17 protein-coding genes and 3 pseudogenes are annotated in these 19,944 nt (G+C 65.4%); 16 read left to right on the top strand and 4 right to left on the bottom strand.

The window, feature by feature from the left end:
- Positions 1 to 7: 7 nt before the first annotated feature.
- Genes U1703_RS14745 through U1703_RS14725 form a run of 5 tightly spaced genes read left to right on the top strand, consistent with a single transcriptional unit; the run spans position 8 to position 5,582 of the window.
- Positions 8 to 1,792: an ABC transporter ATP-binding protein/permease gene (locus tag U1703_RS14745; protein WP_332786278.1), complete on the top strand. Its 1,785-nt coding sequence runs from the start codon at positions 8 to 10 to the stop codon at positions 1,790 to 1,792.
- Positions 1,789 to 3,141, top strand: coding sequence for a TldD/PmbA family protein (locus U1703_RS14740; protein WP_332786277.1), 1,353 nt, complete (start codon positions 1,789 to 1,791; stop codon positions 3,139 to 3,141). Before U1703_RS14745 ends, U1703_RS14740 begins: the two co-directional genes overlap by 4 nt.
- Entirely contained in the window at positions 3,138 to 4,583 is a 1,446-nt protein-coding gene (locus tag U1703_RS14735) for a metallopeptidase TldD-related protein (RefSeq protein WP_332786276.1), read from the top strand. Before U1703_RS14740 ends, U1703_RS14735 begins: the two co-directional genes overlap by 4 nt.
- Before the next feature lie 55 nt (positions 4,584 to 4,638).
- The gene (locus U1703_RS14730; RefSeq protein ID WP_332786344.1) at positions 4,639 to 4,977 is read left to right on the top strand and encodes a thioredoxin family protein; all 339 of its coding nucleotides are present in this window, start codon (positions 4,639 to 4,641) and stop codon (positions 4,975 to 4,977) included.
- Between the two features lie 23 nt (positions 4,978 to 5,000).
- Positions 5,001 to 5,582 (top strand): hypothetical protein, encoded by a 582-nt coding sequence (locus U1703_RS14725; protein ID WP_332786275.1) that lies wholly within the window; start codon positions 5,001 to 5,003, stop codon positions 5,580 to 5,582.
- Positions 5,583 to 5,844: 262 nt separating this feature from the next.
- Here U1703_RS14725 and U1703_RS14720 read toward each other — a convergent pair whose 3' ends face one another.
- The 4 genes and pseudogenes from U1703_RS14720 to U1703_RS14705 all read right to left on the bottom strand — a co-directional run bounded on the left by U1703_RS14720 (position 5,845) and on the right by U1703_RS14705 (position 7,643).
- A complete protein-coding gene (locus U1703_RS14720) occupies positions 5,845 to 6,048 on the bottom strand; it encodes a dienelactone hydrolase family protein (protein ID WP_332786343.1) in 204 nt (67 codons plus the stop codon).
- An 11-nt stretch (positions 6,049 to 6,059) separates the two neighbouring features.
- Positions 6,060 to 6,311, bottom strand: coding sequence for a dienelactone hydrolase family protein (locus U1703_RS14715; protein WP_332786274.1), 252 nt, complete (start codon positions 6,309 to 6,311; stop codon positions 6,060 to 6,062).
- Positions 6,312 to 6,440: 129 nt separating this feature from the next.
- A pseudogene (locus U1703_RS14710) lies at positions 6,441 to 7,187 on the bottom strand (IS3 family transposase); the annotation flags it as partial.
- Between the two features lie 45 nt (positions 7,188 to 7,232).
- Positions 7,233 to 7,643 carry a GAF domain-containing protein gene (locus tag U1703_RS14705; protein WP_332786273.1) on the bottom strand — a complete coding sequence of 137 codons (411 nt, stop codon included), beginning with the start codon at positions 7,641 to 7,643 and terminating at the stop codon, positions 7,233 to 7,235.
- 327 nt (positions 7,644 to 7,970) lie between these two features.
- On the opposite strand from U1703_RS14705, the gene U1703_RS14700 reads away from it, so the two are divergent.
- The 11 genes and pseudogenes from U1703_RS14700 (at position 7,971) to U1703_RS14650 (ending at position 19,847) form a co-directional block, all read left to right on the top strand.
- Positions 7,971 to 8,387: a TetR/AcrR family transcriptional regulator gene (locus tag U1703_RS14700; protein ID WP_332786272.1), complete on the top strand. Its 417-nt coding sequence runs from the start codon at positions 7,971 to 7,973 to the stop codon at positions 8,385 to 8,387.
- Between the two features lie 429 nt (positions 8,388 to 8,816).
- A pseudogene (locus tag U1703_RS14695) lies at positions 8,817 to 8,939 on the top strand (BamA/TamA family outer membrane protein); the annotation flags it as partial.
- Between the two features lie 118 nt (positions 8,940 to 9,057).
- Positions 9,058 to 10,254 carry an efflux RND transporter periplasmic adaptor subunit gene (locus tag U1703_RS14690; RefSeq protein WP_503676841.1) on the top strand — a complete coding sequence of 399 codons (1,197 nt, stop codon included), beginning with the start codon at positions 9,058 to 9,060 and terminating at the stop codon, positions 10,252 to 10,254.
- A gap of 4 nt (positions 10,255 to 10,258) precedes the next feature.
- Entirely contained in the window at positions 10,259 to 13,399 is a 3,141-nt protein-coding gene (locus U1703_RS14685; RefSeq protein WP_332786271.1) for an efflux RND transporter permease subunit, read from the top strand.
- Positions 13,396 to 14,796, top strand: a complete 1,401-nt coding sequence (locus tag U1703_RS14680; RefSeq protein WP_443025817.1) for an efflux transporter outer membrane subunit — start codon at positions 13,396 to 13,398, stop codon at positions 14,794 to 14,796. The genes U1703_RS14685 and U1703_RS14680 overlap by 4 nt, the downstream gene beginning before the upstream one ends.
- An 87-nt stretch (positions 14,797 to 14,883) precedes the next feature.
- The gene (locus U1703_RS14675; protein ID WP_332786270.1) at positions 14,884 to 15,582 is read left to right on the top strand and encodes a response regulator transcription factor; all 699 of its coding nucleotides are present in this window, start codon (positions 14,884 to 14,886) and stop codon (positions 15,580 to 15,582) included.
- The gene (locus U1703_RS14670) at positions 15,579 to 16,919 is read left to right on the top strand and encodes an ATP-binding protein (RefSeq protein ID WP_332786269.1); all 1,341 of its coding nucleotides are present in this window, start codon (positions 15,579 to 15,581) and stop codon (positions 16,917 to 16,919) included. The genes U1703_RS14675 and U1703_RS14670 overlap by 4 nt, the downstream gene beginning before the upstream one ends.
- A 57-nt stretch (positions 16,920 to 16,976) precedes the next feature.
- Positions 16,977 to 17,327: pseudogene (locus U1703_RS14665) on the top strand (transposase family protein); the annotation flags it as partial.
- Positions 17,307 to 17,714: an amidohydrolase family protein gene (locus U1703_RS14660; protein WP_443025818.1), complete on the top strand. Its 408-nt coding sequence runs from the start codon at positions 17,307 to 17,309 to the stop codon at positions 17,712 to 17,714. The pseudogene U1703_RS14665 and the gene U1703_RS14660, both read left to right, overlap by 21 nt.
- A 680-nt stretch (positions 17,715 to 18,394) precedes the next feature.
- Positions 18,395 to 19,372 carry a serine hydrolase domain-containing protein gene (locus U1703_RS14655; protein ID WP_332786266.1) on the top strand — a complete coding sequence of 326 codons (978 nt, stop codon included), beginning with the start codon at positions 18,395 to 18,397 and terminating at the stop codon, positions 19,370 to 19,372.
- 13 nt (positions 19,373 to 19,385) lie between these two features.
- On the top strand, positions 19,386 to 19,847 hold the full coding sequence (locus U1703_RS14650; protein WP_332786265.1) for a nuclear transport factor 2 family protein: 462 nt from the start codon (positions 19,386 to 19,388) through the stop codon (positions 19,845 to 19,847).
- The last annotated feature ends 97 nt before the right edge of the window (positions 19,848 to 19,944 follow it).

Below are 19,944 nucleotides of genomic sequence, written 5' to 3'. Positions count from 1 at the left end.
TTGATCGATGCTGCCCCAACCCGTTCCCTCCGGTGAGTCCCGTCGCGAGACCGGCCTCGCCCTTCCGCAACCGGCCGGCGAGCGGTGGCGCCACGCCTTTGACCTCCTGCGCGATTACTGGACATCGAAGGACTGGAAGTTCGCCTGGGGCGCGTTGATCGTCCTGATGGCGTTCCAGTTCGCTGGGGCCTGGCTGTTCGTCATCATGAACCGGTGGCAGCAGCGTTTCTTCGACGGGGTCGAAAATCGTGACGTGGCGGGGTTCGCCTCGCTACTCACCGCGTTCATCGGCATTCTGGCACTGCAGATGGTCTTCGTGATCCTCGAGCCTTATATACGTCGGATGCTGTGCCTGCGCTGGCGCATCCATCTCACCGAAACTTATCTGGACCGCTGGCTGTCGCGCAATCGCTATGCCGAGATCGAGCGGCTGCGGATGATCGACAACCCCGATCAGCGCATCGCCGACGACATCAAGTTCGTCGCGGACCCAGAAGTCGGCACGCTGTCGATCCTGACGAGCCTCGTCTACTCCATCGTTTCGGCGATCTCGTCGATCATGATCCTGCTCGAAACGTCCGGACCGATCCGGTTCGCGTTATTCGGCTGGCGGGTGTCGATCCCCGGCGGCACGGTCGTCTATGCCGCGCTGTATGTTCTGGTGAGCAGCGTCGTCATGGTCCTGCTCGGCAAGCCCTATATCCGGGCGATGATGGGGTGGCAGCACCGCGAGGCGGATTTCCGCTCCAACCTGATTCACGTCCGTCGCAACGCCCCGCAGATCGGACTGGCCGATGCCGTGGCGACGGAACGCCTGTCGCTACGCAGCGCCGTGCAGAACGTCTATCTGACCTCGCGGTCCGTCATCCGCTCGCTGATCGGGTTGAATGCCGCCAATGGCCTTTACGATCGGCTTGGTTCGATCATTCCGCTCTTCATCCTGGTGCCGCGCTATTTTGCCGGGGCCATCACCTTCGGCCAGGTGATGGGCGGTCGTGACGCCTTTCAGCAGCTCGTCCCACAGCTCGGCTTCTTTGTGCACCTCTATCCACGGATCGCGACGCAGATCTCCTATATCAACCGTCTGAAAGCGCTGGACGACGCGATCGATCATGAGCGTCCCATGGGCATAACGGCAAACGTTGGAACGTCGGAGGGCATCGCCGTTGCGACCGCAGGCCTCCTCATTCGCCGCCCACATGGCGAGCCGCTGGTCGAGGTCGGCGACTGGCAGGTCCGCACCGGCGAACGCTGGGTGATCCGGGGGCCGTCAGGCGCAGGGAAAAGCACCCTGTTGCGCGCGCTTGCCGGGCTGTGGCCTGATGGCGTCGGCCAAGTCGCCCTGGCGGATCGCAGCGCCGCGATGTTCGTGCCGCAGCGCCTCTACCTGCCGCTAGGCACGCTGAAGGCGGCGATCTGCTTCCCCGATGCGCCAGAGGATCACGACGACGCTGCGATCGCCGCGCTGCTCGACATGGTCCACCTGTCGCACCTCGCCGACGACCTGCACGGCTTGCGCATGTGGTCAGAAGAGCTGTCACCCGGCGAGCAGCAGCGGGTCGCCCTGATGCGCATCCTGCTGCAAAAGCCTGATCTGCTGATCCTGGACGAAGCGACGAGCGCGCTTGACCCGGCGAACACGCAGCATTTCCACGACCTGCTCGGCCAGCATCTGGGCGACGTGACCATCATCAGCGTCGTCCATGACGAGCGGCTCCACCGCTATCACGACCATGCGCTGGTCATTGCCGATGGCCGTGCCACGGCGGGACGTCTGGAGCTGCAAGCATGACCCGCCTGCTCGCCATCGACATCGCAAAAATGGAGGACGTCGCCGCGCAGGCGATCGAGATCGCCCGCCGGATCGGCGCGGACCATGCCGTCGCCTCGGCCAACGCCAGTGCAGGTGTCCGCGTGACCGCACGCAACGGCGCGACGGACACCGCGCTGCGCGACGCGGGACAGGGTCTGACCATCACCGTTTATCGGGGCACGCGCGGCGGCACGGTCGGCACGGCGGCGCTTGACCCGGCAGCGCTCACCGAAGCGGCGGAAGAGGCATTCGCGATAGCCGCACTGGTCGGCGAGGATCCCGATGCACTGCCGCCGTCCTTGGCCGACATGGCGGTCGACACGCCGTTGCCGCCGATCGACGCACCCTCGGGCCACGACGTCGCGAGCCTGCGGACGCTGGCGCTAGAGGGCGATGCGCGACTGCGCGCGGGGGCGCAGCCGGGGGTGACGCTCGAAACGGTGACAGCGGGCGTCTCGTCAAGCGAGGGCGTCTTTGCGTTGGCGACGAGTGCCGGTTTCTGTCGCGGACAGCGCTACTCCAATCACGGCCTCTGGCTGGTCGCGCTTGCCCGCGGTGCCGATGGCGCGATCAATGACAGTGCCGACAGCTTCGACCGGCGCTTCGACCGGCTGATACCGGTGCCGATGCTGGCCGATCGCGCGGTAGCGCGCGCGACGGGACAACTCGGCGGGCGTGCCGTCCCAAGCCAGAAGGCGCCTGTGCTGTTCGAGGCGCGTGTCGCCACCGCACTGATCGGCAGCCTGGTCAACGCTCTCTCCGGCAATCCCCAATGGCGGCGCGCGACGTTCCTGCCCGATGCGATGGGCCGGACAGTCGCGGCCCCGCATCTCGACCTGGACGAGGACCCGTTCGAGCCGTTCGGCCCGGCCAGTGGCGGTTTCGACCGTGAGGGGATCGCCGGACAGCGCCGCACGATCATGCGCGCGGGGACGGTCGAGGGGCTGTTCCTCGGCACACGGTCGGCGCGGCGGCTGGGGATGCCGTCGACCGGCAATGCCGACGGCCCATGGAACCTGACACTCTCCAGTCGGGCCGAGCGCGGATCGTTCGCGGACCTGTGCCGGCGCATGGGCCGTGGCCTGATCGTCCGCCGCCTCAGTGGCGGCGCCGTCGATCCGGTGACGGGCAACTGGACCCATGCGGTCGCCGGCACCTGGGTAGAGGATGGCGTCCCCGTCCATGCCGTCACCGATGTCACCGTCGGCGGCAACCTGCGCGACATGCTGACCGGAATCGTCGCGGTCGGTGACGATGTGGAACGGCGCGGTGCCTATTCCACCGGATCGATCCTGATCGACGCCATGCAGATCGGAGGCGCGGCATGACCGGGGGCACACAGATGGACGCAGTCGCCGCCCGTATTCTGGCGCCGTCGGGACTCGACATCGGCAACCTGTCGCGCACGCTCGGCGGGCTGGCGAGCGCGGGCACCGATCTTGCCGACCTGTTCTTCGAAACGCGGCGCACGCGCACCTTGCGGCTGGAGGACGGTCGCGTCGCGGGTGGATCATATCAGATCGGGCAAGGCGTGGGTGCGCGGGCAGCGCGCGGCGGGCAGGTCGCCTTCGCACATTCGGCGGAGATGAATGCGTCCGCGCTCGCGACCTTGGCGGAGGCGGTACGGGCACTCGATGGCGGGCATGGCGGCGAGATTGCCGTACCGATCACCGGTACGCCGCCGCTGCACGCTCTTTACCCACCGGTCACGCTCAACACGCCGGGCAGCGCCGCGCCCTGGATCGCCCTGCTCGAGCGCATCGACGCGTTGGCGCGCGCTGCCGATCCGCGCGTATCGCGGGTGGACGCATTCCTGCGGATCATGGACCAGACCATGCTCGTCGCCGACCTTGACGGCCGGATCGCGGGCGACGTGCGACCGACGATGCAGTTGTTCGTCACCATCGTCGCCGAAAGCGGTGGTCGCCGGGCACAGGGGCAGGCGGGACTGGGCGGGCGCCATGGTATCGAGGGCGTGAGCGAGGCGCGGCTCGACGCGCAGGTCGCCAGTGCGGTCGAAATGGCCTGCATCAATCTCGATGCCCGGCCCGCGCCATCGGGCATGATGCCGGTCGTCCTCGGCCCCGGCTATCCGGGCGTCCTCTTCCACGAGGCGATCGGCCATGGCCTGGAGGGCGATCATCATCGCAAGAACCAGTCGGCCTTTACGGGACTGGTCGGGAAGCGGATCGCGGCGCCCGGCGTGACCGTGGTCGATGATGGCGGCCTCCCCGGTCTGATCGGATCACTCGGCATCGACGATGAGGGCGCGGAGGCCGAGCGGACGACGCTGATCGAGGACGGCATATTGACGGGCTTGATGCAGGACCGGCTCAATGCCGGGCTGATGAATGCGCGCCCGACCGGCAACGGGCGGCGCCAATCCTATGCCCACCTGCCGATGCCGCGCATGACCAACACCTTCCTGCTGTCTGGCGAGCACGCGCCCGTCGACGTGATCGCCTCCGTCAAGGATGGGATCTACGCCACGGCCTTCGGCGGTGGGCAGGTCGACACCGTCAGCGGCCGGTTCAACTTCACGACGACACAAGCATGGCTGATCGAGAATGGCCGCATCACCGCGCCGGTCGAAGGCGCGACGCTGATCGGCGTCGGCCTCGAGGCGTTGAAGCAGATTTCCATGGTCGGCAACGACTTGGCGCTTGATGACGGGGTCGCCAGCTGCAGCAAGGATGGCCAGCATCTCGACGTCGGGGTTGGCCAGCCGACGATCCGGATCGACGCGATGATGGTCGGTGGCGCGTCCTGAGCATGTGCCATCCGAGCCTATTTTCCTGGAAAGAGAGACATTCGACGTGACCCTCATGACCTCCGACCACACCCCTTCGCTGGCATCGATCGACTCCGCTGCGGGGGATCGTCTTCAGCTTCTGGTGTTCAGCGCGACCTGGTGCGGCCCGTGCAAGGCGATGGCACCTGCGATCGACGATATCGCGCAGAACTACGCCGACGATCTGGTCGTCGCGAAGATTGATATCGAAGCGTCGCCGGACCTTGCCCAGGCATTCGAAGTGCGCGGTGTGCCCACGCTGATAACGCGGCGCGGCGACATGGTGATTGACCGCCATGTCGGCAGCCTCACCCGTACCCGGCTGGCGATGATGATCGACGATGCGCTGGACCAAGATGGGGCTTCGCAATGAGCGAGACTACGGCCTCTCCGGCGATGACCGCGCTCCGCCGGACATTGGGTGTGAGGGACGCCGATCCCGCAGCGGTCGGGTCGGATGACACCACCCGCCTGGCCTGCTGGATGTTGACAGCGATCCGGCCATGGCCCGAAGCCGCAAGCGAGGTTTTCCAGAGCCTGGTGTCCGCCCACCGCGAAGGGCAGGATGATCGTGCCTTGTGGCGGACGCTTCGGCGCGCCGCCGTCACGCTGGGCAACGATGCCGACGCCCAGGTTCGCGCCTATGGTCAGGTCGCCGAGGCGGCGGCCTGGCCGCTTGGCACCGCGCAGGCAGGGCTCATCGAAATCATGCACGCGATCTGTCAGTTGCGAGCGAAACAGGCCGCTGCCGCCACGGGGTGGACCGAGCAGGACGAACAAGAGGCCAACACGGTTCTCAGCACGATCGCCGAGGGCGACGGTACAGCCCGCCCCGCCCGTGATCAGATACCGGAGCTGTTCATGATACAAGACCCGGTCTTGGAAAAGCGCTTCTCGATCAGCTTGACGGCCGCCAACGCGGCTTTCAGTCGGTTCCGCGCCGAGGTTGCCGCTTGGATCGACGGCGCAACACTTTGAGGTGTTTAATCCCACGGTGTGAAGGTACGTTTGACCATCACGCATAGCGGGAGGAGCTATGGGGCAGGTTTTACAGGAGAGACCTAGCATTACAGTTGCGTTCTTGATCGGACATGTGAGCGTTGTGCGGCGGCTTGGTGGGCGCGTCCCAATCGGCCGACGCCGGAGTGAGTTCGTCGGCCACGGCGGTGACCGTTTCCGGCGGAACGGTGGGGTCGCTCCACCCATGCAGCATCAGGACGCTCGCCGCAATTGGCGGCTGTTATTCTAACGCGGGCGGCTGCAATCCGCCGTGGAAGGTGATCGCCGTACGCACGCCGTGCGCCCCGGCACGCACGACATCGAGCGCGCACGTACCGCCGAAGCAATAGCCGACCACCGCCATGCATTCAGCATCGACGCCGCCCCACCCTGCGGTCGACGCTCCAGCGAGAAGCCGACGCCGGAGGACCGCGCTGTCTTCCATGAGCGGGATCATCAATGCGCTGTTGCACCATGCACGTCCCCTCGGCGGCTCTCGCCATAGACATCGAGGGCGAACACCACATAGCCGAGCGCGGCAAACCGCTCCGCCGTCCGCATCGTTGGCTCAGTCAGCTCGCTCCAGTCGTGACACAGCAGAATGCACGGCAAGGCCGCCCCGGCATCGTCCGGGCGAACGAGATAGTCTTCCATGAGGAAGTCACCATCTTGATACTCATAATGCCCGTTTTTAATGTCGCTTTCCATGTCCTGAAGGGCGACATTGCCGACAATCAGCCAGCAGTATTGAACGAAAGCGATATCGCGGTCGTCACAGGTAGATGCAGGCCGGCGAACTGAACCGCGCCGGGTTTGCCGGAGGCCGTTGGATGGGAGTCATGCTGCCATATCGACGGTGTTCGCGGCAGCATGGTATTGCTCTTGGGCCTCGGCGGCCGGAATGTTGCCGATAGGCTCGAGTAGCCGGCGATGATTGAATCAGTCCACCCATTCCAGCGTGGCGTACTCGACCGGCTCGAAGCTGCGCCACGGCCCACGGCGATAGATGACTTCGGCCTTGTAGAGGCCGTTGATGGTTTCCGCCAAAGCGTAGTCATAGCTGACGCCGACGCTGCCGACCGATGGTTCGATCCCGGCTTCGGCAAGGCGCTCGGTATATTTGATCGACACATATTGGCTGCCGCGGTCGGAGTGGTGAACGAGACCACCACCCCGCATCGGCCTTCGGTCATGCAGCGCCTGCTCGAGTGCATCCAGGACGAAACCATCATGCGCGCTCCGACTGGCGCGCCAGCCAACGATCCGGCGGGCATAGGTGTCGATGACGAATGCCACGTAGACGAACCCCGCCCAAGTCGCGACCTAGGTGAAGTCCGACACCTAGAGCATGTTCGGTGCCGGTGCGCGGAACTGCCGGTTGACCCGGTCGAGCGGACACGGTGCCGCCTTGTCGCTGACAGTGGTGCGCACCGGCTTGCCGCGGATCACGCCAGCCAAGCCCATCGCCCGCATGAGTCGGGTAACGGTGCAACGGGTGATGTCGCCCCCTTCGCGCCGCAGCTGTCACCAGACCTTGCGGACGCCGTAGACGCGGAAGTTCTCCTCGAACACGCTGCGCACCTCAGGCGAAAATTTGTTCGTCGTCTTGCTCGTCATAGCCCCTTCCTCTCAGGAGTTGGGGCCTCCGACAAACCCGGCGCGGTTCAGGCCTTCGGGGCGCGCCTTCGTGTCGATCACGCAGATCCGTCTGACAACGCCCCCAGAGCGGATGATAAGCGGTGCGCCCGCGTAGAAGCGGAACGCCCGCTCGCCCGCTACCAGCGGGTTCGCCGTAGTGCGGGGATCGCGCGTCAGGTCGGGAACAACCAGCATTTCGGCTTCGTCCACGTCGATCTGACATACCGACTGGGCAATCTCTGTCTGACATACGTCGAGACCCACACGCGCCTTGAACCGCTGTCGATCGTCATCAAGCAGGCTGATGAGCGCGATCGGCGTGTCGCAGGTGCGAGACGCGATGAACACGATGTTGTGGAACGCCTGCTCTTCAGGAGTGTCGAGTACCTCCAACTCCTTCAACGCACCCGCACGGCGCGAAGCCTGACTTTGCGACAATACCCCGCCCTTCCAACCGCTTGGCCACCCCCCCCGGACTTCCGATCCCGCATAGCCTTAGCCGCGTTCAGGGTGCTGAGATACGTCTGATTAGTAAGTGAACAGGCTAGTCGGGCAAGAGCTCGAACCCGACTTTGCCAAAACGCGAAACGACGACGGGGAAGCGGCTGGCGTCGACCCCGTTGGCGTCCACGCAAGGAGGCATTTTCTCAAATTGGTTCCCGATTGCTCTTTCCCAAAACTATACCGCAGAGAAGGAGTTATCTGCCATCACTTCGCAGGCAAGGCGACTTGGGAGCGGCCGTCGCAAAGCGCTATTGGGAGGACGCGGCGGCCAGCCTCGAAGCGATCGGCACTGAAGAAGACGACCCAAAGGCGGCGCTGCGACGCTACCCAGAGGTGTTCCGCCTATCGCTCAAGAACGAGAACCGCTTGTGCCTGGGTAGCTTCATGTCGGCAGAGCACGACGATCTTCCGGAACCGGTCATGAAAGAGGTACAGGCGTTCACCGACGTCAACGTCCCGTGGCTCGGCCGCATGCTCAGCTCGGCAGGGATCGTCGGCTCTGACGATGGAGCCGAAACCAAGGCGCGCGCGATTTTCGCCTTGATCGCAGGCGCCCAGTTGATGGCCAGGAGCCGTTCCGACATTACGTTGTTCGATACACTCGTCGAGGCTTACCAATCAACCGGGCTGCTTCCAGCATAACGGACGCGATCTGCGGTAAAGCAGCATACGCTTGCGTCGAAACCGAACGGTTACGACGCCCGCTTTATCAGCCGCTTACTGCGGCAGTGACCCAAGTGATGTTGCTCCTGCATTGAGCGCGGCAGGAGGCAGGCAGAGCATCGGGACTCCATCAGAAGGAGCCTGCCATGACCACCTTCGTTTCTGTTGCCGTCAGCCCGCTACGCCAGCGTCTCATCGACGAGATGGAGATACGGCGCTTCGGCCGTGAGATGCAACGCAACTACATCCGCGATGTCGGCCGGCTCGCGACGTTCCTGGGGCGCTCACCGGACACCGCAACAGCGGAGGACGTCCGGCGCTTCCAGATCGAGCAAGGCGAGCTGGATGTCCCGGCGCCGACCATGAACGCCATCGTGTCGGCGCTGCGATTCGCCCCGCCTGCCGTTCGGTACCGGCTTCAATTGGACCTCTCCGTTCGCTCCACTTCGCATCGATCTGGCAAAGGCAATTCTGAAGCAGCACGGCGACGACACGAAGCTCGTCACCTTCAACGTCGGTACACAGCTCTGAGATGGGACTGTCGATGAGAATGTAGCCGCCCGTTACAAATCCATACAAGGCCTGACACCCTCGCCGTATTCGGTCGATCAGACGGTTCCTAAGCGGGCACATCTGATCGGAGCGTTCGATGTTGCCCTTGCCCCCGTACCGGAATGCCTGTCTCCATGCCGCGCGCGGGATGCGCGCCCTGTCGGCGCGGCCTATGCGGTCGCCCGCCTGCCTCGCCCTGTTGCTCGCCATGTCGGCGTGCGGCGGTGGCGGCGGTGGAGCGGGACAGCCGCCGATGGCCGAGGCCGAGGTGGGCGTCGTTACGCTCACGGCGCAGCCGGTGACGACCACCGCCGAGCTGACCGGCCGGACGAACGCGACCAAGACCGCCGAGGTGCGCCCGCAGGTCGACGGCATCATCAAGGCGCGCCTGTTCGAGGAAGGCTCGGTCGTCCGCGCCGGGCAGCCGCTCTATCAGATCGATCCGCGCGTCTACCTCGCCGCCCGCGACCAGAGCGCCGCGCAGCTGGCGAACGCGCAGGCCGCCGCCGTGACGGCGCAGGCCAAGGCCCGTCGCTACGGCCGCCTCCAGAATGCCGATGCGGTCGCCCGCCAGGACGTCGACGACGCAGTCGCCGCGGCGCGCGAGGCGGAGGCGAGCGTCCGGCAGTACCGCGCCGCCCTGAACAGCGCGAACGTCAATCTGGGCTTCACCCGCATCGTGGCACCGATCAGCGGCCGGATCGGTCGTTCGCTCTTCACGCAGGGCGCCCTCGTCACCACGGGCCAGACCGACGCCCTGGCGACGATTTCCCAGCTTGACCCCATCTATGTCGATATCCAGCAATCCTCCACGGCGCTGCTCGACCTGCGCGCGAACCTGGCGCGCAACGGCATGTCGAAGAGCAAGCCGAAGGTGCGATTGATCCTGGAGAATGGCCGCCAATATCCGCTGGAGGGGACCATCGAATTCGGCGAGGTCACCGTCGACACCAGCACCGGCACGGTAACGGTCCGCGCACGCTTTCCTAACCCGGAAGGTCTGTTGATGTCGGGCATGTTCGTCCGCGTGTCGGTGCCCCAGGTCACCATCCAGAACGCCATCCTGGCCCCGCAGCAGGGCATCACCCGCGATGCCAAGGGCAATGCGACCGCGCTGGTGGTCGATGGCAACAACAAGGTCGTGCAGCGCACGCTCGTGACCGGTCAGGCGATCGGCAATCGCTGGCTCGTCACCTCCGGGCTGAAGGCGGGCGACCGGCTGATCGTGCAGGGCACCGACAAGGCGCAGCCCGGCGCGACCGTGAAGCCCGTTACCGTCAAGCTCGGGAACTGACGCGATGGGCATCAGCCGTTTCTTCATCGATCGCCCGATCTTTGCCTGGGTGATCGCGATCGTCATCATGCTGGCGGGGATCGCCGGCATCATGAGCCTGCCAATCGCGCAATATCCCGACGTCGCACCGCCGACGATCTCGATCCGCGCGACCTATAACGGCGCTTCGGCCGAGACACTCGAAACGAGCGTCACCCAGGTCATCGAGCAGCAGCTGACCGGGATCGACGGGCTCCAATATTTCTCGTCCTCGTCGGACAGTTCGGGTTCGGTGACGATCACCGTGACCTTCACCAAGGGCACCGATGCCGACACGGCACAGGTGCAGGTCCAGAACAAGGTCCAGCAGGCCGAGGCGCGCCTGCCCTCCGCGGTGACGCAACAGGGCGTGACGGTCACGAAATCCAACAGCGACTTCCTGTTGATCGTCGCGGTCTATGACAAGACCGACAAGGCATCGGCGTCCGACGTCGCCGACTACCTGGTCAGCCATTTCCAGGACGATCTGGCGCGCGTCGCCGGTGTCGGGCAAAGCTCGGTCTTCGGGGCGCAATATGCGATGCGCATCTGGCTGGACCCGGCGAAGCTGGCGGGCGTGCAGTTGATGCCGTCCGACGTGCAGAGCGCAATCCAGGCGCAGAATATCGACGTGTCGGCGGGCCAGATCGGGGCGCAGCCCGCGGTCAAGGGGCAACAGCTGAACGCGACAGTCCGCGCCAAGTCGCGCCTGCAGACCCCTGAACAGTTCCGCGACATCGTGGTGAAGACCGGCACCGACGGTTCAGTCGTGCGACTGGGCGACGTTGCCCGGGTCGAGCTGGGCCAGGAAAGCTATACCTCCTCGGCCGAGCTGAACGGCCACCCGGCGGCGGGCATGGCCATCCAGCTGGCCACCGGGGCCGATGCGCTGGAAACCGCCAGCGCAGTCAAGGCGCGGGTCCAGGAACTCGCGGTCGGCATGCCCGCAGGCTACACCATCGCCTATCCGCGCGACACCAGCGCGTTCGTCAAGCTGTCGGTGAAGGAAGTTATCGAAACGCTCGCGATCGCGGTCGTGCTGGTCGTGGTCGTGATGTTTCTCTTTCTGCAAAGCTGGCGCGCGACGCTGATCCCCGCCATCGCGGTGCCGGTGGTCCTGCTCGGCACGTTCGGCGTGCTCGCCGCTCTGGGCTATTCGATCAACACGCTGACGCTGTTCGGCATGGTGCTGGCCATCGGCCTTCTCGTCGACGATGCGATCGTCGTGGTGGAGAATGTCGAACGGGTCATGGACGAGGAAGGGCTCGGCCCGCACGATGCGACGCTGAAGTCGATGGGCGAGATCGGCTCCGCCCTGGTCGGCATCGCACTGGTGCTGTCTGCCGTCTTCCTGCCCATGGCCTTTTTCGGAGGCGCGACTGGCGTCATCTATCGCCAGTTCTCGGTCACCATCGTATCCGCGATGATCCTGTCGGTGATCGTGGCGCTGGTGCTGAGCCCCGCGCTGACCGCGACGCTGCTCAAGCCGAACCAGGTCGAGGCGTCGAAGCGTCCCGGCTTCTTCGGTCGCTTCAACCGCTGGTTTGACCGCTCGACCGATCGCTATGTCGACGGCACCGCGCGGGTCGTGTCGCGCTCGCGCATCCATCTGGGCGTGTTCGGGATCATCCTGGTCGTGATGGGGGTGCTCTTCGTGCGGCTGCCGACCAGCTTCCTGCCTTCCGAGGATCAGGGGCAGATCATGATGATGTTCACGCTGCCCGCCGGCGCCACCGCCGAACGCACCGATGCGGTGCGCGATCAGATCCAGGACTATCTGACCAAGAACGAGTCGAAGAACATCGTCAGCACCTTCAGCGTGACCGGCTTCGGCTTCAACGGGTCGGGTCAGAATACCGGCCTGGCGTTCGTCAGCCTGGCCCCCTTCGACGAGCGCAAGGGGCGCGATCAGAGCGCCGATGCGATCATCGGCCGTGCGATGCAGGCACTGTCCAACATCCGCGACGCCACGATCATCCCGTTGAACCCGCCCGCGATCTCCGGCCTGGGGCAATCCAGCGGCTTCACCTTCGACCTGCTGAATTCCAGCGGCATGGCGCGCGACAAGTTCGTGGCGCTCCGGGACAAGCTGGTCGCGGCGGCCAACAAGGATGGCAAGCTCGCGCGCGTGCGGGCCTCGACCCTGCCGGACACGCCGCAGCTGCGCATCACGCTCGACGACGCCAAGCTGGCGGTCCTCGGGCTGACCGAGGACAACGTCACTAACGCGCTGTCGGGCGCGTGGGGCGGCGTGTACGTCAACGACTTCGTCGATAGCGGCCGGGTGAAGCGCGTCTATATGCAGGGCGACGCCCCCTACCGAATGCTGCCGAGCGATATCGACGGCTGGTTCGTGCGCACCTCGTCGGGAACGATGGTCCCGTTCTCTGCCATCGCGACATTGTCCTGGGAAAAGGGACCGACCAGCGTCGGGCGGTTCAACGGCCGTTCCTCCTACGAAATCCAGGGCGAGGCCGGGTCGGGTGCGAGTTCCGGCGAGGCGATGACCGAGATGGTCAAGCTGCAGCAGCAACTGGCACCGGGCACCAGCTATGCCTGGTCGGGCCTGTCGTTCCAAGAACAGCAATCGAGCGGCCAGGCGCCGATGCTCTATGGCCTGTCGATCCTCGTCGTCTTCCTCTGCCTGGCGGCCCTGTATGAAAGCTGGTCGGTGCCGTTCGCGGTCCTGCTGGTCATCCCGCTGGGCGTGATCGGCGCGGTGCTGGCGGTCACGGCGCGGGGGCTGGACAACGACATCTATTTCCAGGTCGGGCTGATCACCACGATCGGGCTTGCCGCCAAGAACGCGATCCTGATCGTCGAGTTCGCCGAAGAGGCGCGGCGCGCGGGCAAGGATATCGTCCACGCCGCGCTGGAAGCGGCGCGGATGCGCCTGCGGCCAATCCTGATGACCAGCATCGCCTTCATCTTCGGCGTCGCGCCCCTGGCGTTGGCGAGCGGAGCGGGCGCGAACAGCCGCATCGCCATCGGCACGGCGGTGATCGGCGGGATGCTGACCGCCACGGCCCTGGCGATCTTCTACGTCCCCATGTTCTTCGTCGTCGTCACGCGGCTGTTCCACCGCAATGCCCAGACGAATGCCAAGCCCCAAGGAGAGGAATCATGATGCGGCTTCGCGGACTCGCGCTGCTCGCCGGTGTCTGCTCGCTCGCCGGATGCGACATGGCCCCTAAATATGTCCGCGCGGTATCGGACTCGGTGCCCTCGCAATGGCCGCAGGGCGCCGCCTACCCCCCCGCCACCGCAAGCGAGGTAGGCATGACGTGGCAGCAGCTCGTCGTCGATGCCAGGCTGCGGCGGGTGATCGATGCGGCGCTGACGCACAACCAGGACTTGGCCGCTGCCGTCGCCAACGTCGCCGCCACACGGGCGCAATATCGCGTGCAGCGCAGTTCCCAGTTTCCGACGCTGTCGGCCGGTGCCAGCGCCTCCGTCCAGCGTCCGATCGCCGGGGGCCAGGACGGCACGACGACCGCGACGAACGTCTTCTCGGCGGATGTCGGGATCAGCGGGTTCGAGATCGACCTGTTCGGGCGGTTGAAGAACCTGTCGCGCGAAGCATTCGAACAATATCTCGCCAGCCAGAGCGGCGCGCGTTCGACCAAGCTGAGCGTCGTCGCCGAGACGGCCACCGCCTATGTCACGCTGGCGTCCGATCGCGATCTGCTGGCGGTCGCGCAGCGCCAGGTGGCGAGTGGCCAGCGCAGCGTCGCGCTGACCGAGGACCTGCACCAGAACGGTATCGTCAGCGGTGCCGACGTTGCGGATGCGCAGACCATCCTGCAACAGGCGCTGTCCGACGTCGCCACCTATACCACCCAGGTCGCCCAGGATCGCAATGCGCTGGAACTGCTGGTCGGGCGTCCGGTGGACGACGCCGATCTGCCCGCCTCACTGGCCGATCTGGAGAAAGGCATCGGCGTGCCGCAGGCCGGGCTGTCGTCCACGGTGCTGCTCGCCCGGCCCGATGTGGTCGAGGCCGAACATCAGCTGAAGGCAGCCAATTACGATATCGGCGCGGCGCGCGCCGCCTTCTTCCCGACGATCTCGCTGACCAGCCTGGTCGGTCTGGCCACCAATGCCCTGTCGAGCCTGTTTTCGGGATCGGGCAGCTACTGGTCCGCCGCGCCGAGCGTCAGCGTGCCGATCCTCGGCGGGACCAATCGCGGGAACCTCGCCTATTCCCAAGCCCAGCGCGACTATTACCTCGCCACCTATCGCAAGACGGCCCAGACCGCCTATCGCGACGTCGCCGATGCCCTGGCGCGTCGCGGCACGATCCAGGCCCAGCGCGAGGCGCAGGCCCGGCTGGTGGCTGCAGCACAGAAAAGCTACGGGATCAGCGATGCGCGCTACCGCGAGGGGATCGACAGCCTGATCACCGCCCTCGTCGCGCAGCGCACCCTGTATTCAGCGCGACAGACCGCCACCACGACCACGCTGGCCGACCTGTCCAATCGCGTCGCCCTGTATCTGGCGATCGGCGCCGACCAAAGCCTGTGACGCGGCTTTTCGCCAGCCCGGGCTGGCACGCCGGTACGGAGAATGGCTAGGATGCCTGCCGAAGCCGACGCAGCGAAGGAGGAGTCCATGTCCGCCACACCGCCCCATCTGCTCGTCGCCGACGACGATGCGGACATTCGCGAACTGGTTCGCGAGCAGCTGGCGCGGGAGGGCTTTCGGCTGAGTTCGGCGGGCGACGTGGCGGGGATTCGCGCCGCCGTCGCCGCCGACCGGATCGATCTGATCGTCCTCGACCTGGGGCTTCCCGATGGTGACGGGTTGCAACTGTGCCGCCAGCTGCGCGCCGAGGGGTTTGCGGGCGGGATCATCATGGTCACGGCGCGAGACGGCGCGATCGACCGGGTGTTGGGACTGGAACTCGGCGCTGATGATTATCTGACCAAGCCGTTCGAACCGCGCGAGCTGACCGCGCGGGTCCGCAACCTGCTGCGCCGCATGCCCACCCGCCACGCCGAGCCGCGTACCGCGCGGTTCGGCGGCTGGACGCTGGACCTGTTCAAACGCCGGCTGATCTCTCCCGACGACAGCGTGGTGATCCTGTCCACCAACGAATTCGACATCCTGCGCGTCCTGGTCGATCATGCCGGTCAGCCGATCTCGCGCGAGGAATTGCTGCCCCAGCGGGCGGCGACCGCCGCGTTCGACCGGGTGATCGACAATCAGGTCAGCCGCCTGCGCCAGAAACTGGCGCCCGACGGCGAGCAGCTGATCCTCACCGCACGCGGGCAAGGCTATCTGCTGGCCGCCGACGTGCAGTTCGAATGAACCGTCTGGGACGCTTCTTCGGGTCGCTGGCGGGGCGCATCGCCCTGCTGCTGGCCGGGGGAACGATGCTCGCCGTCGCGGTCTCGCTCTTCGTTGCCGAAAAGAGCCGCGACGTCGACTTTCGCCGCATCCAGGGCGAACGGGTGCTCGCCAGCGCCACGGATGTCGTCGCGCGCCTGAAACGCGACAGCGATCGCACCATGGGCGCGCTGGCCCATGACCAGATCATCGGTGCGACCCTGGTACGCCAATCCGTCCCCGCATCGGCGATCAGCCATGCCCCGGACAGCCAGCAGGCCGAACGAGCCGCCGCGATCGGAGCGACGCTGGCGCGTGTCACCCCGACCGTCTGTATGAAGAGCAACCCGTTCTGGCGGCGCGAGCGGGTCGCGGGCTTCGAACGGCTCGTGCCGCCCGATTGCTGGATGTTATCCGTCCGGGTGGCGGGGACGCCGGTCATCATCGCGCTCGACCTGCCGCCGGTGCCCAAGCCCGCAAGCTCGTTCGCCGCGCCGCTGTTCCTCCTGATGATGGCGGCGTCGTGCATCGGGTTGTCGCTGGTCGCCGGGCGGATCGCGACCGCGCCCTTGCGCCGTCTGGTCGCCGCCTCCCATGCCTTTGCCCGGTCGATCGACGCCGATCCGGTGCCCGAGACCGGCCCGATCGACGTGCGCGAGGCGCTGGCCACGTTCAACGTCATGCAGGAACGCGTCCGGTCGGGGCTGGGCGAACGCACCCGGTTGCTCGCCGCGATCAGCCACGATCTTCAGACCCCGCTCACCCGGCTGCGCCTGCGCCTGGAGAATGTCGAGGATGCCACCCTGCGGCAGCGACTCGTCGGCGATCTGGCCGCCACACTGGCCATGGTGCGCCGCGGCCTGGAGCTGGCGCGCGGCGCCGACAGCGCCGAGGCCTGGTCGGTGGTCGATCTCGACTCGCTGCTGTCGAGCATGGCCGACGATGCGGTCGATGCGGGGCACGACGTCCATTTCGCGCATGGCTGCGCGGCACGGGTCCGGGTCAAGCCCGACGCGTTGTCGCGATGCCTGGGCAACCTGCTGGACAATGCGGTCAAATATGGTGGCCGCGCCGAGATCGCCTGTACGAAACAGCAGGGCGAAGTGCGGATCACGATCCGCGATCGCGGCCCCGGCATGGAGCCGGAACTGCTCACGCGCGCGTTCGAGCCATTTATCCGCGGCGATGTCGGGCGCGCGACGGGCGAAGGCACCGGGATCGGCCTGGCCATCGCACGCGCACAGGCGCAGGCGATCAACGCCACACTAACCTTGACCAATCATCCAGGCGGCGGACTGGAGGTCGTTCTTGTGCTATAGGTGGCTCCGTCAAACCAGATGCACCGGCTGGTAATCGGGGCAGGGCGGGCCGGGGTCATGCCCCCTCCGCGCAAGCCAGCCTCGCCGTTCCGCTACTTCAACTCCTCGCCTGAGGTGATCCGGCTGGCGGTGCTGATGTCCTCACGGTTTCCGCTCAGTCTGCGGAACGTCGAGGACCTGTTGTTCGAGCGCGGGATCGACATCTGCCACGAGACGGTGCGGTTGTGGTGGAACAGGTTCGGCCCGCTGTTCGCCGGAAACATCCGCGGCCAGCGGGCAAGGCGGATGCGCGGTTTTCGTCTCTGCTCTGGCACTTGGACGAGATGGACGTGAAGCTGAACGGCGAGATGGTCTGCATATGGCTAGCGGTTGATTACGAGGGGTGAGATGTTGGAAAGCTACATCACCGTGGACTGGACCGCAGATGATTACTGGCGTTGGCAGGCGACAAGGCCAACGCTCTCGGCCTGGATCAAGCGGATGAATGATGGGGGTGTGCTGCCGGTGAGCGGCACCGACCTGACGAAAGAGTGGATTGCATCCGGCGAGGAGCTGCACCAAGAGCTTGAACTGCTCGCGGAAGCTGGTCTGTCGCCCAATCAGATCCTGCGCTTGACCGGGGCGAACGCGGCTGAAGCTCTTCATCGAAGTGACGTGGGGGTTATTGAGACAGGCCGGCGCGCGGATCTCGTGCTGCTCTCGGCCGATTCTGGCAAGCCGATCTCGAACACTCAGTCGATCGTATGGGTCATGCAGGGCGGTCGCATAGTGCCCCGCGCCTCACCCAAACTGTGACTGTCCTTTATCAAGCTGCGCAGTTAGTACAGCTTCCCGTGTGGGAACCCGTGACGGAAATGTCGGGCCGCCAATCGCGCTGACGGCCGCCTGCGGGGTCCACTTTCCCGAAATCTGTTCCCGAATGCATTTTCCCGCAACTGACATGTGAAGACGGAAAAACGGGAAAGCCGCAACCGCCCCAGGTCGCGCGTCTCGGAAGCGCAATCGGCATGGTGAGCGGCAAAGATAGACCACGTCGCGATCGGTGACTCAGCCGCTACGAAGAGCGACCAGCGGACGTTCACACACCCGGACCGTGACAATTGCCTTCCGATAGATATCATCTTTTCCCGCTTTAGGCGGGATGACCCATATCCGGACGTTTATGGCTTCTTTTTAGCTCCCGGCTTCCTGCCATCCGTTCATGTTCGCCGAGGAGAAGTAGCTGATACTTCGCTCTGCTCACTGGCCCACGAACTTCCTCAAAAGGGGCCGCATTTCTATACTTTTATCGCGGTTCTCATGTCCGTTACCGCGATGGTGCTACGATCCAGATTGCGCCCATGCTCAGATATCGCTATCCGTTGCACATGGGTAATACAGTTGGTGTGCTAAGGCAGGTAGTTTACGGCGGTTTAGTCGCACTGGCAGCTTGCGCCTCGATGGCGGTCGCCATGATGAACACCCCGCTTCCGGATATGACCACCACCCTTCGCGACCAGCGGGTAGAAAGCGCGTCGGTCGCCGTAATCCGCGCCGGAAAAATTGTTTCGACCGGGGCTTGGGGCATGGCGGGACCAAACCGCGCGGCGACGATTGCCACCCCGTACAATCTTGCGTCGCTGACGAAGCCACTGACGGCGGAGGTCATCCTGCGACTGGTGTCGGCGGGCAAGCTGTCGCTCGACGAGCCGATGGACCGCTACTGGAGCGACCCCGACCTGTCGCGCGATCCCCGGCGGATGAAGCTGACGGTCCGCATGGCACTGAGCCACCGCACCGGGTTGCCGAACTGGCGCGATGCGAAGGGGCTGGCGTTCGATCATGATCCCGGCACGACCACGAGCTATTCGGGCGAGGGGTATCAATATGCGACACGCTACGCCGAGCACCGCACCGGGCAATCGTTCGAGACGTTGGGCGGCCGCTGGCTGTTCGGCCCCGCCCACATGCGCGCCTCGGGCTATGTGTCGGCGCAAGGCGAGACGGTGCCGCTCGCCGTGTCCTATGACGGCGCGGGGAAGCCGCTGTCGGTCGAGCGGGTGACGCGATACAATGCCGCCGATCTGGCGCATGCGACGGCGCGCGATTATGCGCTATTCCTTATCGATGCCCGCAACGACCGGGCACTGGTCGCATCCGTCGCGGCGGAGCGCAGCAAATCGCAGGCCGACCTGACGCCCGAACTATGTGCCGGATCGAAAGCGCCCGCCTGTCCGCCGTGGACCGGCTTCGGTCTCGGTTGGCAGCTCCTCGGCTTCCCTAATGGCACGACCATGCTCCACACCGGCAAGGACGCCGGGGCCTTCACCTTCGCTGCGATCGATCGTGCGAGCGGCGACGGCATCGTCATTCTGACCAACAGCGACAACGGGTGGCGAGTCATCCTGCCCATCCTCGAACGCACGGAGAGCGATCCGAAGTTGATCGCCTTCCTCCGTGGCCAGATGAACTGACAGGACCAGGAGCATGACGATCGCCATCGCCGTTGCCGCAGGTTTGCTCGCGACGTCCGTTCCGACCTCGGCGGATCCGTTGACGATCGAGATCGGCGCGCTCGATACGAAGGTGTTCGACGCATACAACCGCTGCGACCTGCCGACCTTATCCGAGTATTTCGATCCGAAGGTCGCCTTCTATCACGACACCGGCGGTGCGACGTTCGAGCGGGACGCGATGGTTGACGGCGTTCGCAAGTACATCTGCGGGAAGATGAAGCGCGAGTTGATCCCGACGACGTTCCGCGTCTATCCGATCAAGGACTATGGCGCGATCGAAGAAGGCGAACACCGTTTCTGTGAGTTGGCGACAGGACGATGCGAAGGGATCGCCAAGTTCGTGATGGTCTGGGCGAAGCAGGATGGCACCTGGCGGATCACCAGGGTCCTCAGCTATGGGCACCGCGCCGCGATGAGCCTCACCCCATCTTAGGTCCGGTCTTTATGAGAAAACCGGCTCTCTTTTTCATCAGGGCAGGCATGCCTGCCCTGATGAAAAAGCGCGCTCCATCGGGGTCTGGTTGCCGAGG

The organism is Sphingomonas flavida (assembly GCF_036663655.1).
Classification (GTDB): domain Bacteria; phylum Pseudomonadota; class Alphaproteobacteria; order Sphingomonadales; family Sphingomonadaceae; genus Sphingomonas.
This window is presented reverse-complemented; position numbering and strand designations above follow the sequence as displayed.